Origin of the sequence: Micromonospora andamanensis (genome assembly GCF_016863495.1) — a bacterium.
Classification (GTDB): Bacteria; Actinomycetota; Actinomycetes; order Mycobacteriales; family Micromonosporaceae; genus Micromonospora; species Micromonospora andamanensis.
This window is the reverse complement of the sequence record NZ_BOOZ01000001.1, coordinates 30,774-45,145: the sequence shown is the minus strand read 5'-3', so window position 1 is coordinate 45,145 and position 14,372 is coordinate 30,774. Positions and strand designations below refer to the sequence as shown.

General features: G+C 73.1%; 13 protein-coding genes. 2 read left to right on the top strand and 11 right to left on the bottom strand.

Annotated elements, in window-relative coordinates; translation table 11 throughout:
• Positions 1–50: 50 nt before the first annotated feature.
• The 6 genes from Van01_RS00175 to Van01_RS00150 form a co-directional block, all read right to left on the bottom strand.
• Positions 51–1,538, bottom strand: coding sequence for a hypothetical protein (locus Van01_RS00175; RefSeq protein WP_203997514.1), 1,488 nt, complete (start codon positions 1,536–1,538; stop codon positions 51–53).
• 76 nt (positions 1,539–1,614) lie between these two features.
• Positions 1,615–2,721: a hypothetical protein gene (locus tag Van01_RS00170; RefSeq protein WP_203997511.1), complete on the bottom strand. Its 1,107-nt coding sequence runs from the start codon at positions 2,719–2,721 to the stop codon at positions 1,615–1,617.
• Between the two features lie 130 nt (positions 2,722–2,851).
• Positions 2,852–3,709 (bottom strand): SRPBCC family protein, encoded by an 858-nt coding sequence (locus tag Van01_RS00165; protein WP_203997508.1) that lies wholly within the window; start codon positions 3,707–3,709, stop codon positions 2,852–2,854.
• The gene (locus Van01_RS00160; RefSeq protein WP_203997505.1) at positions 3,702–4,259 is read right to left on the bottom strand and encodes a winged helix-turn-helix domain-containing protein; all 558 of its coding nucleotides are present in this window, start codon (positions 4,257–4,259) and stop codon (positions 3,702–3,704) included. The genes Van01_RS00165 and Van01_RS00160 overlap by 8 nt, the downstream gene beginning before the upstream one ends.
• Positions 4,260–4,361: 102 nt before the next feature.
• Positions 4,362–5,702 (bottom strand): class I SAM-dependent methyltransferase, encoded by a 1,341-nt coding sequence (locus Van01_RS00155; RefSeq protein WP_203997501.1) that lies wholly within the window; start codon positions 5,700–5,702, stop codon positions 4,362–4,364.
• A gap of 22 nt (positions 5,703–5,724) precedes the next feature.
• Positions 5,725–7,104 carry an FAD-binding oxidoreductase gene (locus tag Van01_RS00150; protein ID WP_203997498.1) on the bottom strand — a complete coding sequence of 460 codons (1,380 nt, stop codon included), beginning with the start codon at positions 7,102–7,104 and terminating at the stop codon, positions 5,725–5,727.
• A gap of 124 nt (positions 7,105–7,228) precedes the next feature.
• On the opposite strand from Van01_RS00150, the gene Van01_RS33405 reads away from it, so the two are divergent.
• Positions 7,229–7,930 carry an RICIN domain-containing protein gene (locus Van01_RS33405; protein WP_203997495.1) on the top strand — a complete coding sequence of 234 codons (702 nt, stop codon included), beginning with the start codon at positions 7,229–7,231 and terminating at the stop codon, positions 7,928–7,930.
• A 26-nt stretch (positions 7,931–7,956) separates the two neighbouring features.
• Here Van01_RS33405 and Van01_RS00140 read toward each other — a convergent pair whose 3' ends face one another.
• The 4 genes from Van01_RS00140 to Van01_RS00125 all read right to left on the bottom strand — a co-directional run bounded on the left by Van01_RS00140 (position 7,957) and on the right by Van01_RS00125 (position 12,692).
• Positions 7,957–8,424 (bottom strand): DinB family protein, encoded by a 468-nt coding sequence (locus Van01_RS00140; RefSeq protein ID WP_203997493.1) that lies wholly within the window; start codon positions 8,422–8,424, stop codon positions 7,957–7,959.
• A gap of 175 nt (positions 8,425–8,599) precedes the next feature.
• Positions 8,600–10,552: a VWA domain-containing protein gene (locus Van01_RS00135; RefSeq protein ID WP_203997490.1), complete on the bottom strand. Its 1,953-nt coding sequence runs from the start codon at positions 10,550–10,552 to the stop codon at positions 8,600–8,602.
• 2 nt (positions 10,553–10,554) lie between these two features.
• On the bottom strand, positions 10,555–12,000 hold the full coding sequence (locus Van01_RS00130; RefSeq protein WP_203997488.1) for a sigma 54-interacting transcriptional regulator: 1,446 nt from the start codon (positions 11,998–12,000) through the stop codon (positions 10,555–10,557).
• A gap of 101 nt (positions 12,001–12,101) precedes the next feature.
• Positions 12,102–12,692, bottom strand: coding sequence for a TetR/AcrR family transcriptional regulator (locus tag Van01_RS00125; protein WP_203997486.1), 591 nt, complete (start codon positions 12,690–12,692; stop codon positions 12,102–12,104).
• Positions 12,693–12,766: 74 nt separating this feature from the next.
• On the opposite strand from Van01_RS00125, the gene Van01_RS00120 reads away from it, so the two are divergent.
• Positions 12,767–13,222, top strand: a complete 456-nt coding sequence (locus Van01_RS00120; RefSeq protein ID WP_203997483.1) for a GNAT family N-acetyltransferase — start codon at positions 12,767–12,769, stop codon at positions 13,220–13,222.
• Between the two features lie 57 nt (positions 13,223–13,279).
• Here the strand turns inward: Van01_RS00120 and Van01_RS00115 are convergent, their stop codons facing one another.
• Positions 13,280–14,347 carry a hypothetical protein gene (locus tag Van01_RS00115; RefSeq protein WP_203997480.1) on the bottom strand — a complete coding sequence of 356 codons (1,068 nt, stop codon included), beginning with the start codon at positions 14,345–14,347 and terminating at the stop codon, positions 13,280–13,282.
• Positions 14,348–14,372: the final 25 nt, after the last annotated feature.

Sequence of the window (14,372 nt, the reverse complement as noted above, 5' to 3'; positions counted from 1 at the left end):
ATGGGTGGGTTTGTCAGGGTGGGTGGTCCGTCGGAGGGCGGCGCATGCGCTCACGCCCATTGTTCGTCGGGTGCTGCGGCTCCGGTCGCGGGTGGACCGCCGTGGGTCCACGGGGTCTCATCCGCCGTGGGGAACGCCGCGCCCGGAACGTAGGCGTCGCTGAGCGTGGTGTAGCAGAGCCGCTCCCCCACCTCCGGCACGCTGCCCGGGCTGGCCGTCAGGCCGCGCCCCATCCCGCCGGACAGTTCCAGCACCACCTCGGTCTTGCCATCAGCCGCCGGGGTGACGAACACCGTCCGGGCCTTCTGCCCGGGGCGGGACGGGCTGGACAGGGTCGCGCCCACCGGTACCAGCACCGGGTCGGTGGTCATCAGCTGGATGCGCGGGCGCAGTACCGGCCGTCGGCCGCTGTCGTCGACCCGGGTCGGGTCGGCCAGCAGCACCTCGCCGACGAGCGCCTCCCCGGTCAGCCGGTACTCCGCCATCACCAGCGGGTCGTCGTAGGCGCGCTGCACCGCGTAGGTGGCCGCGGCCCGTTCCAGGCGGTGCAGCCGGGCCGCGGCGGTCACCGCACCGTCACGGCGTGGCTGTGGCGCGCCGTCCGCGTCGAGGTGGTCGGCGTGGGCGGTGAAGGCGTCCCGGTCGCCGTCCCACCGCGCGGCCACCCGCGCGCCGGGTGGCAGGGCGCGCAGCAACCCCAGGCCGCGCCACATCAGCTCCCAGGTGGGCGTCAGCTGGTCCCGCAGCAGCCGCTCGATCTCGGCGTACGCCTCGACGCGCGTCGCCTCGTCGGCGTCGGCGTACGCCTCGATGGCCGGTGCCAGCAGCCGATTGTCGAACTCGGGATCGGTGGCCGGGCCGGCCGGCGGGCAGATCGACGGGTCCTCGGCCCGGGCAGCAGCCTCGGCACCGGAGAGCCCGCCGGGCGGGGCGATCCACCCCAGCAGCGCCGGCAGGTGCAGATCCTCCACCGCGCTCTGCCCGGTCGCCCAGTGCAGCGTCAACGCCTGCGTCATCGCCACCAGCGCCGACGAACCGGGGTGCTCAGCCCGTTCGGCGAAATAGGTGAGCCAGCGGCCCAACAGCGGCACCTGCGGCGGTACCGGATACTCGCCGTCGACCCGACGGAACCTGGTGGAACGGCCGAGCAGCCGCAGGAACGTCACGCCCGCCGGATTCGGCACCAGCAGCTGCGGTGCGTCGAGGTACCGGTACCTGACGTCCCGGCCCCGGTCCACGGCGATCGCCTCGTTCGCCGTCCGGTGTCCGTCCACGTAGGGGAGCACGATCGCGGCCAGTTCGGCGGCGAACGCGAACCGTTGGTCCCGGTTGCGCGGCTGCGGCACGATCAGCAGCCGCGCGTCGCCAGGGGCCGAGCCGACCATCGCGGCGAGTGGCGCGTTGGCCTCTCCCGCCATCGCCAGCGGCACCAGCACCAGCGGCCTCCTCGACAGGTGCAGATGCCGGACGGTGGCCACCGGTTGGGCCACCCCCGAGGCGACCGCCTGTGCCGCCGCCAACGCCCGCACCGTACTCATGCCGGCACTCCGCTGCGCTGCGTGCCGGCATGAGGCATCACAACACTGAGCCTGATGATTCCCTCGCTCCGCTCGCTCATGCGGTGGCGAGGGCGTCGGCGCGCAGGCGGGCCGCGGTTCGCAGCAGCGCGGCGGCCTCCGCCCGCTCGGGGTCGGTGGCGGGTTCCCCACCGGCGAGTGCCAGCACCTCGCCGACGTCGGCGATCCCGCCCAGCGCCTCGCGGACCGGGCGGCCGAGCGTCCCGGTCTGCCCCCGTGCCTCGTGTCGGCAGAAGTACGCCAGCTCGCAGCTGGCCAGACAGTCGGGGGCGTACCGGGCCGGCACCCGCGCCAGCGAATCGGCAAGGGCCGCCGGATCGGCGGCGGGATCGGCTGTGAAATCGGCCGGCACGTCGGCCAGCAGCGTGTCGAGCCGGTCCATCCGGTCCAGTTGCCGGCGTACCACTAGCAGTTGCCGGCGGACGTCGAGCAGGTGCGCGACCGGCTCGTTGCTGAAGTCCCGAGGGCAGACCAGCAGCACCTCGTGCGACACGAGCTGCGGGTCGTGGCCCCGGGCGGTGAGCAGTTCCCGCAGGGCCAGCACGTAGACGGCGGACTGCACCGCCGCGGCGGCCAGCTTCGCCGGGTCGGCCTGGCCGTCGATCACCGGGAAGGACTTGATCTCGACCACGTGGAACCGGCCACCCAACCGGGCGGCCACCAGGTCCGGTTCCAGGTGCACCCGCTGCCCGGCGACCGACAGGCCGAGCATCGGATGGTCGAACAGCGCCGCCGACTCGGCGGGGTGGGATCCGGTGGGCGACAGCGCCTCGGTGAGCAGGGTCGCCGATCGTCGGGCCCGGGTGGCCGGGTCGTCGCCGTCGCCGAGGTCCGTCCAGCTGGCCGCCGCCGGCACCGGTACGCCCAGCCGCTCCGCGACCAGTCGTAGCAGCTCGGCCCCACCGTCGGCCTTCACCTGCGCCTCGAAGACGTTGCCCCGGGTGATGGCGAACCGGGACTGCCCGAACCGGGCGGGAAAGCCGACCCGCTCAGCCAGTGCCGGCTTGTCCACCCCGGCACCGTCGAGGACCGCTCGCCGGGTGCAGCCCGGGTTGCCTGTCAACGCGGCGATCGTACGGGCGTTGTGTCGTTTCGGCGGTGCGTCGCCCCGGATCGCGGCCAGGCGCTGCTCGGTGTCCGTCACGACAGGCCACGATAGTCGCGGTGACGAGTTCCGGCCCGTCGCGAATCCCGGCGCATCACGGGCAAGCCAGTCAGCCGGTCGGCGCGGACGGCCACCAGGCTGCCCCGGTGACCGCCCGTGCCGGTGCGGCTCAGCCGGCCGTGGTGGCGGACTCCTCGGGCAGCCAGATCGGCTGCCAGTCCGGCACCTCGTGGAAGCGGCGCAGCTCGGCCCACCCGGACACGATGCCGGACCAGGCCGCGTACGGCGGGTTCTGCTCGTCGAAGCCGCTCTGCACGAAGGTGAGCTTCGTGCGGCCCTCGGACTCGGCCAGTTCCCAGCTGCTGACGCCGGCCGGTCCCCAGTCGATGGACATCTTCCGGCCCGGCTCCAGGTCGACCACCTTCGCGGCGAAGCCACTGTCGAAGCCGCCCATGGCGTACCGGCCGCCAACCCAGGGTTCGATCCCGATCGGGTAGCCGAACCAGGCGCTTGCCTGCTCGGAGTCGGTCAAGGATTCCCACACCTTGTCGGCCGGCGCGCCGATGACCATCTCGCCCCGGAAGTCGCTGCTGGTGAAGTCCGTCCTGGGCAGCAGCGGCTGGCCGGCCAGGTGGGCCTCCAGGTTGGCGATCGTGAGCGCCCAGTAGGTCTGCAGGACGCCCCGGATGCTGGTGCCGTTGACCACGTCGTTGAAGTCGAAGTGGGTCTGCGACAGCCGCAGCACCGTGGCGTCCGGCCCGTCCGCGCTCAACGTGATCTCGGTGGTGGTCTCCACGCCGTCGAGCAGCCAGGCGAAGCGCAGCCGGTCGTCGTCGGCGTGCAGCAGCCGCTGATGTGGAGCGTCACCCTCGGGCGTGTAGCGCCCCCAGAACTCGTACCGCTCGGGCAGCTCGACCTCGGCGTGCTCGGCCAGCCAGACGCGCAGCTCGGCGGGGTCGGTCAGGGCCTGGCGCACCCGCGCGACAGGCGCGGCGAGGCGGGCGGCGAGGGTCATCGGTTCAGTCACTGTCATTCCCCTTCGGGTAGCAGGCCACGGCGAGCTTGAAGGCGTCTCCCTCGGCGCCGCCGTAGCGCGTGAACAACTCCTGCAGCGCGGACTGCAGGTCGTGCAGGAACTCCTGCCGGCGCTCGGCCGGCACGCGGATCTCGCCGGAGACGCCTATCGAGGGCAGCTCCGGTGCGGTGCGGTCCAGGGCTGCGACGTCGGCCTGGACCTCCTCCATCAGGTCCAGCAGGTAGCCCAGGCTCAGCTCGTCGCGGGCGCGGCGCAGCCCGATCCGGCCGACCAGGCGGGGTGAGAGCCAGTACGACCGGGCCGCGGCCTGGTAGATGCCCTCGGTGATGCCGCGGACCTTGCGCTGGTCGACCTGCTCGACCAGCCCGGCCGCGACGAGTTGCTTGACGTGGTAGTAGACGCGCTGCGGCGTCTGCTCCAGCCGGGCGGCCACCTCGGTGCAGGTGCGTGGCTCGGCCAGCTGCCGCAGGATCTCGACGCGCTGTGGTTTCAGCAGCGCCTCGGCCTGCTCGATCTGCTCCAGGTACAGGACATCTCTCATGGCAAAATCAGTTTGTACGTAAAAAACTTCCTTGTCAATGGGTTCGCGAAAGGCCGCGCCGGCAGATCCGGCGCGGCCTCGCGCAGTCCCGCAGTGCCCCGGTCAGGGCAGCCAGTCCGGGCGCAGCGGGTAGCCGTTCACCGCGTCCGGACCGTTGCGCGTCGCCACCACCTGGTGCAGCTGGATGCCGTTGCGCTCGAAGGCCAGCCGCGAACCGGCCATGTAGAGCCCCCACACCCGGGCCGTACCCGCACCCACCTCGGCGACGCAGAAATCCCAGTGCCGCACCAGGTTGCGGCACCAGGCCGCGAGGGTCAGCGCGTAGTGCTGGCGCAGGTTCTCCTCGTGGTGCACCTCCAGCCCGACATCGTGGATCTCACTTATCACCCGGCCCGGGCCGGCCAGTTCGCCGTCCGGAAAGACGTACCTGTCGATGAACGCTCCGGACCGGTGCGGTGCCCGGCTGTCCGCCCGGGTGATGCAGTGGTTGACCAGCCGCGCCCCGGGACGCAGCCGGTCCCGCAGAAAGCCGAAGTAGGCAGGATAGTTGCGCACCCCGATGTGCTCGGTCAGGCCGATCGAGGAGACCGCGTCGAACTGTTCGTGCGGTGCGTCGCGGTAGTCGAGGTGCCGCACCTGCGCCAGGTCGGACAGCCCCTCCCGCTCGATCGCCGCCTGCGCCCACTGCGCCTGCGCCCGCGACAGCGTCACGCCGAGCGCCTTGACGCCGTACTCGCGGGCCGCGTGCCGGACCATGCCGCCCCACCCGCAGCCCACATCCAGCAGCCGCATCCCCGGCCGCAGCGCGAGCTTGCCGGCGACCAGGTCGTACTTGTTCGCCTGGGCCTGCTCCAACGTGTCGTCCGGGCCGCGGTACACCGCGCAGGTGTACGTCATCGACGGGCCGAGCACCTTCTCGTAGAAGGCGTTCGACACGTCGTAGTGGTGTGAGATGGCGCTGCTGTCGCGGGTCCGCGAGTGCCGCAGGCCGCCCATGATCCGCCTCCAGCGCGGCTGCGCCTCCTGTGGCGGTGCCGGCGGCGGCAACAGCCGCTCCCAGCCCAGCCCCCGGACCAGAGCCAACCCGTCGGCCAGCGCCGGAGGCCGCATCCGCAGCCCACTGAGCACCCGCAACGCCTCGTACGGGTCGCCCGGGTGCACCCCCTCCAGGGTCAGGTCACCGCTGACGTAGGCACGTGCCAAGCCCAGGTCGCCAGGTGCGGTGAGCAGATACGACAGCCCTCGCTCGGAGTGGATCGACAGGGTGATGCCGGCGTCGGCCGGCCCGACGGTGCTGCCGTCGTACCCGGTGACACGTACCGGCAGCGGGCCCGAGGTCACCGCGCGGACGATGTCCGCCACGGTCAACCCGTGCCGCCGGCCCCCCGGGGGCGGCGTGGCGGGAGCGCCTGCCGCTCCCTGGCTACGGTCGGTGAGGCTCATGCCGACACTCCGCTCCGCTCGTTCATGCTCGTGCTACCGCCTTCTCGTACAGTCCGGTGAGCCGATGGTCCGGGTCGTACCGGTCCCGCACGGCGCGCCATGCCCCGCCGCCGTAGAGCCGGTCGAACGAATCCCGGTCGTAGTACGCGTCGGAGTAGAGCGACTTGTGCCCGCCCTTCTCCGACACCGCGCGCTCGATCTCCCGGTTGACGTCGCCGTCGGCGGCGCCCTCGGCGATCGGCACGCTCCCCCAGAACCCGATGTTGACGTAGTCCAGCCCCTGCCGTAGCGGATACAGCGGCCAGGACCGGGCCGATCCCGCGCCGGCCGGCTCGCGCAGCCGCAGCGGACACAGCCACACGGGCGTCATCCCGACAGCGGCGGCGAACCAGTGCAGAAACTCGGCGGTGCGGTCCAGCGGAATCTCCACGTCCTGCACGACCCGCTCCCGGGCCGGCTGGCCACGCCACCTGTCGATCCGGGCCGCCACCCGGTGGCGGTGCTCAAGGCGCACGATGCGGTGGTACACGTCGCTGCGCCGCCACCGTGCCGGCCACAACCGCCGTACCACCGGGTGCTGCGCGCCGAACGCCGCCGAGCACCAGAACCAGTCGGTGTCCCAACGCCACAGGTAGTCGTGGCTGGTCAGCGCGTCGTGGGTGCGCTGGCGCAGTGAGCGGTAGTAGATCTCCTGGCCGGTGTAGTCGGAGACCGCCGGCACGTGGTCGGTGAAGCTGCCCAGCACCAGGTACGCCTCACCGGGACTGAACATCACCCCGTCCATCGCGTCGACGCTCTCGCCGGCCCAGCGGCGGGTCGCGGTGATCTCGCCGATCGCCTCGGTCAACGCGGTCAGGTTGGTGAACCGCAGATTGCGCAGCGCCACGTACCGACGGACCGGTTGCAGCTCGATCCGCAGCCGGGTGGCGTACCCGAGGCTGCCCAGCGAGTTGGGAAAGGCCGCGTACAGGTCGGCGTGCGGGCCGTCGGGCCGGGCGGTGACCACCTCGCCGGAGCCGGCGAGCACGTCCAGCTCGATCACCGACTCGTGTGGCAGGCCGTTGCGGAACGAGGTCGACTCGATGCCCAGCCCGGTCACCGCCCCGCCGAGGGTGATGGTGCGCAGCTGGGGCACCACAAGCGGCATCAGGCCGTACGGCAGGGTCGCCGCGACCAGCCGTTCGTAGGTGCACATGCCCTGCACATCGGCGGTGCCGGCGGCCGGGTCGACGGTCAGCACCCCGCCGAGGCCGCTGACGTCCAGGCCGGTGGCGGGGGCGCTGCGCGGTCGGAACAGGTTGGAGGTGCGCTTGGCCAACCGCACCGGCTGGCCGGATGGCACCGCCGCGTACGACCGTCGCAGCTGGGCCACCGCCAGGTCATGATCACGCAGAGCGTGCATGGGATCACTTTACGCGTCACGGGGGCGGCTGGCGGGATGTCCACCGGAGGCGTTTCGCACCGGAATCAGGCCAGCCGCCGGGGGCGGTTGGTCGGCACCGTGCGTCGTGGGACAGGATGCCGGCATGTCGGAAACCGATGGCTCGGGCACCGTCTACGGCACCCGCCGCCCCGGCGGGCTGCCCCGCGACCCGCTACTGGTCACGGCACTGGCGGTCGGGCTGGTCGGCGTACTGGCCGGGGTGCTCTTCGCCACCGGCGTGCTCGGTGGCGACGGCCCGGAGCCGGCACCGACGGTGGCCGCGCCCAGCCCGAGCACGGTGCCGCCCGACCCGACCGAGAGCGCACCGGCACCCAGCCCCACGAGGTCCGCGCCGTCCCCCACCCCGAGCCCCAGCCAGGACCCGGACGCGGTCGTCGGGCCGAAGGTGTTCCGTGGCGTCGGTTCCGGTCTCTGCCTCGGCCTCGACGGTGACGGTGAGAAGGCCGCCGCCAAGCTGGCCGACTGCGGCGGCGGGCCGGAGCAGCAGTGGGTGGTAAACGCCTTCGGTGCGGACACGGTGACGCTCACCAACGCCGCCCACAACCAGTGCCTCGACGTCGAGGGCGGCAGCGGCGACGACGGTGCCCGGTTGCAGCAGTTCGGCTGCCACGGCGAGGGCAACCAGCAATGGCGGCTGCAACCCGTCGACGGCGGCGCGACAGTGCTGGTGGCCGTGCACAGCGGCAAGTGCGCCCAGGCCCGCGACGGCGGTGCCGCGGCCGGCACGGACATCGTCCAGGCCCCCTGCGACGGCAACCCGGCCCAACGCTGGGCCCTCCAGTAACCGCAGTGGCCGCACGGCCGTCGCGGTCAGGTGTTGGCGCGCAGCGCGCGTAGCTCGCTGAGGTGTCGGGGCAGGTGCACGCGGGCGTGCAGGTCGATGGTGCGGCCCCACGGCAGCGGCTCGTCGATGACGAGTTCGAACCCCTCGCGTAGGTGCGTCTCGACCGGGGTGTCCGCCGCCGCACCGAGCTGCGCCACAAGCGCCACCAGTTGGTCACTTGTGGCGCGCAGCCGGGTGGCGAGCCCGTCGAGGCCGCCGCACTCGGCGGCCAGTTGGTCCAGCTCCGGTCGGTGGACCTCGTCCAGGTCGTAGAAGGCGTACGGCGAGCCGGCCAGCACCGCCTCGGTGGCCTCGCGCATCAGCTCGTCGTTGGCGACCAGGTGCGCCACGACCTGCTCGGCGCTGTACCGGTCGGGCGGGGGCGGCCCGAACCCGCCCGCGTCGACCTCGGCCAGCACCTCGTCGTACGCCCGTCGCAGCCCGTCGACCTCCACCCGGCCGAGCTTAGTCCGCGTTTCATGAGACCGTGCCCGGCTACGCCGGACTCAGACGGCGACCGGCCGCGTTGGAGGTCTGTCCGGATACAACACCGGTATCCGGACAGACCTCCGCCTCGCCGGACCACCGCCTGAGCCTCGGCTCGCTCGGGCGAGCCGCATGAAACGCGGACTAGCGGCGGCCCCGGCGGGCCCGCAGGTAGTCGCTGACCACGTACTCGCCGAGGTCGTCGGCGTCCGGGGTGAACACCCGGCCGCCGCTGCGCCGGGCCACCGCGTCCACGAAGCGGCGCAGCCCGGGGTCGTCGCCGAGCATGAAGAGGTTGAGGGTGGCCCCGTAGCGGCCGAGCCGGTCCACCTCCCGGACCGTCGCCTCGATCGTCTCCGGCGACGACGGCCACGCGAACAGCGCCTCACCGTCGTCCGGGTCCAGGTGGGCTGTCGGTTCCCCGTCGGTGACCACGAGCACCACCGGCTCGGCGTCCGGATGGCGCCGCAGGTGCCGGCCGGCCAGCCGCAACGCGTGCTGCAGGTTGGTCCCCTGCATCATGTCCGGCTCGACGGCGGCCAGCTCCTGCTGGGTAAGCGTCTCCGCCCGCCGGCCGAACCCGATGATCTGCAACGCGTCCTGTGGGAACCGGGTCGCCATCAGGTGGGCCAGGGCCAGCCCGGTCTGCTTCATCGGCCCCCACCGCCCCTGGGAGATCATCGAGTACGACAGGTCGACGCAGAGCGCCACCGCCGCCGATGCCCGCCGTTCGGTCTCGACGACCTCGAAGTCCTCGACGGCCAGTTGCACAGGCACCCCGGGGCCGGCCCGGCGGATCGCCCGGGTCAGCGTCCGCACCACGTCCAGCGGCTGCTCGTCGCCGTACTCCCAGGGCCGCGACGCCCCTGTCACCTCGCCTGCCGCACCGGCCGAGCGCAGGTCGTGCTGGCCGCGCGGGCCGGCGGTCAGCTCGGCGAAGACCTGGCGCAGCGCGGTGCCGCCGAGCCGACGCAGCGCCTTCGGGCTCAGGGTCAGCCCGTCGGTGTCACGGGTCACCCAACCCTGCCGGCGCAGCTCCCGCTCCAGCTCCCGCAGCCGGCGTACGTCGTCGGCCGCGTCCCGGCCCAGCGTCCGGGACACCGCGTCGACGTCGATGTCGTCAAGGGTCGCGCCGGGGTGTGCCTGGCCCAACTGGTCGAGCAGATCGTCCAGCTCGGCGATCTCGTCCAGCGCTCCGGTCGCCTCGCCGTAGCCGAGCGCCTGGCCGCCCTGCATCCGCTCGCCCCGCCCCCAACGCAGGTCGGGCCGCAGCGCGCGGAGGTTACCCTCCAGCGCGGCCAGCTCACCGGCGAGCCGGTCACCGAGGGACTCGCGCATCAACCCGGCCAGTTCCTCCCGCTGCCGTTGCGACAGCGAGTTCATCAGCCGCTGCCCGGCCGCCGACCGTCGGGCCAGCAGGTCGACAAGTTCGTCCACGTCACGGGGGCGTTCCGGGAAGAAATCGCCGTGCCGGCGCATGAACTCGGCGAACGCGTCGGTGGTGTCCTCGGCGCGGGCGTGCCGGGCCAGCAGGGCGTTGAGGTCCCGCACCATCTCGGCGACCCGCTCCTGCACCGCCGGGTCACCGGCCAGCCGCGTCGAGTCGCGCAGGCCTGCGAAGCGCTGGCCGAGCACGTCGTCGCGCAGCCCGTCGAGGATCCGCTGGTAGGTCTGCCGCGCCTCGTCACTGACCCACCGGTAGTCGGCGAGGTCGCGCACCGCCTGCGCGGTCGAGCGGGGCAGATCGTCCAGGACCGTCTCGGCGAACCGGGCCGCCTCGTCGTCCCGGCGGGCCAACTCGTCCCGTTCGGCGGCCAGTGCCTGGTCGAGCAGCGCGCGCGCCCGGGTCACCGCGCCGTCCAGCTCGCCCCGGCGCAACGCCTCGCGGCGCAGCCGGCGGGCGCGGGCGGTCAACCCGTCCAGCCCGCCCCGCCCCTGCGGGCCCCGGCGCAGCAGGTCCCGCAGCGCGTCGCGGAGACTGCCGCCGGCCAGCACCTCCGCGCCGACCTGGTCCACCGCGGCCTGCACGTCGTACGGCGGCGCGAGCGGATCGGGACCGCCACGCCACTGCCCGTATCGGAACCGGTTGCCGGCCATCGCTAGTCCCGGCCGCCGTAACGGGTCCGCCCGGTGTCGGTGACGTCCTTGCCCAGCCGACGGCCCAGATGCAGCCCTTCCAGCACGAACTCGACGGCCGCCGCGGCCTGCCCGGTGCTCGGCGCGTCGCCGATACCGAGCCGGTCGAGCACCTTGGCCAGCCCCGGCACCGTGCCCACCTGCCGCAGCAGCTCAGCCGCCGAGACCAACTCGCCGGTCTCGACCACCTGCTCCTCGTCGACGAGCGCGGTGAAGCCGGACAGGTCCAGCCCGGCCAGCCGGGCCCGGAACGTCTCGGCGGTGGCGGTACGCAGCAGGTGACCGAGAAGCTCGATCTCCCGGCCCTCCTCGCCGCTCTCGAACTCCACCTTGCCGCGCAGCGTCGAGGTCACCGACACCGCGTCCCCCACCCGCGCCACCGCCTCGGCGGACGGCAGGTCCGAGTCGGCGCCGAGCAGGCACGCCCGGCGCAGCGCGGCGGCTGCGACGGTCTCCGCGGCGGCGATGGCGAACCGCGCGGAGACACCTGAACGCGGGTCCACCGCCGGCGACTCGCGTACCGCCCGGGCGAACCGGGCCAGCACCTCCAGCACGTGCTCCGGCACCTCGGCGACCAGGTCGGCCTCCTGCCGGATCAGGTCCAGCTCCAGCTCCAGGTCGGTCGGGTAGTGGGTGCGGATCTCCGCACCGAAGCGGTCCTTGAGCGGAGTGATGATGCGGCCCCGGTTGGTGTAGTCCTCCGGGTTGGCGCTGGCCACCAGCAGCAGGTCCAGCGGCAGCCGTAGCTGGTAGCCGCGTACCTGGATGTCCCGCTCCTCCAGCACGTTGAGCAGCGCCACCTGGATCCGCTCGGCCAGGTCGGGCAGCTCGTTCACCGCGAAGATGCCCCGGTTGGTACGCGGCACCAACCCGAAGTGGATCGTCTCCGGGTCGCCGAGCGTGCGCCCCTGGGCCAGCCGGACCGGGTCCACGTCGCCGATCAGGTCACCGACGCTGGTGTCCGGGGTGGCCAGCTTCTCCCCGTAGCGCATGGAGCGATGCAGCCAGCCGACCGGCAGGTCGTCGCCGGCCTCGGCGACAAGCGACCGCGACGCCGGGGTGACCGGGTGCAGCGGGTGCTCGTTGAGCACCGAACCGGCGATCACCGGCGTCCACTCGTCGAGCAGCGTCACAAGCGATCGGATCAGCCTGGTCTTGCCCTGGCCACGTTCGCCGAGCAGCACCATGTCGTGGCCGGCGAGCAGGGCGCGCTCCACCTCCGGCAGCACCGTGTCGTCGTACCCGACGATGCCGGCGAAGCGCGGCGCGCCGTCGCGCATCCGGGCCCGCAGGTTGTCGCGTAGCTCCTGCTTGACGGTGCGGTGGCGGTGCCCGGCGGCGCGCAGCGCACCGAGCGTGGCGGGCAGGTCGGCGGGTGGGAGCGGTGGAACAGGCGATGACTCACTCACCCGCCCACGCTAGCTCGCCACCGCCCGGGTCAGTCGCCGCCAGCCTGGCTCGATGATGAACAGTGCGGTTCGGCAGGCGACCGCACCCGCCTGCCTGAGGCTCAGGGCTCGGTGTCGAGCGCGGCGAGTGCGGCGTCGAGGGCGCTCCGTTGGGCCTGCTCGCCGTAGGTCTCCGGGTCGACGCAGGCGAGCGTGTTGAGCCCTTCGACGAGGGCCACCAGGCTGGTGGCCGTGTCGGCCGTCTCGGCCGGGCCGAGCTCCGGCCGGGCGGCGCTGACCAGCCCACGGATCCGGGTGACGAACCGGCGGTTGTAGTCGCGGTGCAGGTCGGCCAGGACCGGGTCGGCCAGCGCGGCGGCGAGGAAGCCGACCCAGACCCGTGCCTCCTCCCGCTCCTCCTCGGTGGGCGAGGCGGCCTGGAACAGCACGGCCCGCAGCGCCTCCAGGGGGCTGCTCGCCGCGGCCTGTGCGGCGTCGGCCCGCTGGCCGGTACGCCGGTGCAGCAGCTCGCGGGCGTGTACCAGCAGGGCCTGCTTGTCGGCGAAGGTGTGCAGCACCATGCCGGTGGTGCACCCGGCCCGCTCGGCGACGGCGCGCAGGGTGAGCCCGGGTAGGCCGCGTTCGGCCAGCACCGACCAGGTGGCTGCCGACAGGCGTCGCTGCTGGTCGGCGAGATCACGGCGTCTGGCCATCCGTACCCCTTCCCGATTGACGACCCATACCGTAGCGTACGTTACGGTAACGCTCGTTACGGAAAGGTTGACAGGTGCTCAGCATCGTTCGCGAACCCTGGGAGTCGACGGACGCCATCCGGCTACGTGCTGCCCAACGGGCCGAACTCGACGCCCGCTACGGCTGCGACGACCACGAACCGGGTGAGGAGCCCACGGCGGAGACGGTGAGCGTCTTCCTGATCGCCCGCGACCCCGACGGCACCGCCGTGGGCTGCGGCGGCCTGCGCTTCCTCGCCGCCGGTTCCGCCGAGATCAAACGGATGTACGTCAGCCCGCCGGCCCGGGGCACAGGTGTCGCGACAGCCATCCTGCGCGCCCTGGAGCAGGCCGCCCGCGACGCCGGCGTCCGCACCCTGTTGCTGGAGACCGGCACCGCCCAACCCGACGCGATGCGCTTCTACGAGCGGGAGGGCTACCAGCGGATCGACAACTTCGGGCCGTACCGGGACGAGCCGCTCTCCGTCTGCTACGCCCGCGACCTGCCGTGACGTGTGGACCCGGTCCGCCGCCCACCCCCGTGCCGGACGGCGGACCGGATCCGCAGGTCACCGCTGGCCGCAGCGACCGCAGGCACCCCGACGACGCAGGTGGTAGGCGTACGTCGCGGCACCGAGCGCGAGCCCCCACAGCGGGAAGAACATCAGTGGGGCACCTGCCGCACTGAGCCCGCGGTCCGGCTCCCAAAACGCCGGAACGCTCACCGCGCTCACGCCGGCCGCGGTGGCCAGGACCGCGACCACCGTCGCGGGGACCACGGCCAGCCGCACCGGCACCCGCCTACCGGCCAGCCCCACCATCCAGCGCGGGAACCGCTCACCCCAACGCTGCACCAACCCGAGGGTGAGCACCGCGCCGACGGTGGCGAAGGCACCCAGCCCGGCCCCCGCCCAGACCGCGCCGTTCTCCCACAAATCGGCGAGGTCGTCCCGGGAGATGCCGAGCGGGATGCCGGCCAGCCAGGCGAACCGGGTCAGCGCGTAGCCGAAGGGGATCACCGCCGCGATCCAGGCGGCCCATCGGCCCCAGCGGGCGGCGGCCGTAGGGGTGGTCCAGCCCTGGTCGGTGCCGTCGCGGCCACATCTCCCGCAGCGTCCGGCGGTACGCCGCTGCCATCCCACCAGCGCCCCGCCCAGGAGCACGCCGCCCGCCAGCGCGGCGACCCGGGCCGCCAGCGCCCAGGTGAAGACGTCGGCGTAGTCCACAGGTGGCCAGCCGAAGGGTGCGCCGAGCAGCAGCATCGGTGCGTACCCGGCCAGGGCCAGCACCTGTACGCCGGGCACCACGACGGCCAGCACGAGCGTCACGGCCCAGCCGTAGCCGAGCAGCAGCACCCGCAGCGGGCCGGTGGGCGTGGTCGTACGGCTGACCAGGACCAGCGCGGCGGCGCTGAGCAGCATCCCGGCGAGGAACTGCGGCCCGGCTTCCGGCGGGAGCAGCCGGAGCAGTGTCGAGTCCCGGTGCGGATCGTCGGCACCGAACGGGTAGCCGGTGCCGGTGATGGCCGCCACCAGGGCGAGCAGGCCCCACAGCCCGAGCCAACCGGCGGCGAGTGGGGCGAGCAGGCCGGGACGACGGGACGTGTCGCGGTGTTCGGGTACGGCTACCTTCGTCATGCTTCCCAGCCTCGGCCGGGGCGCC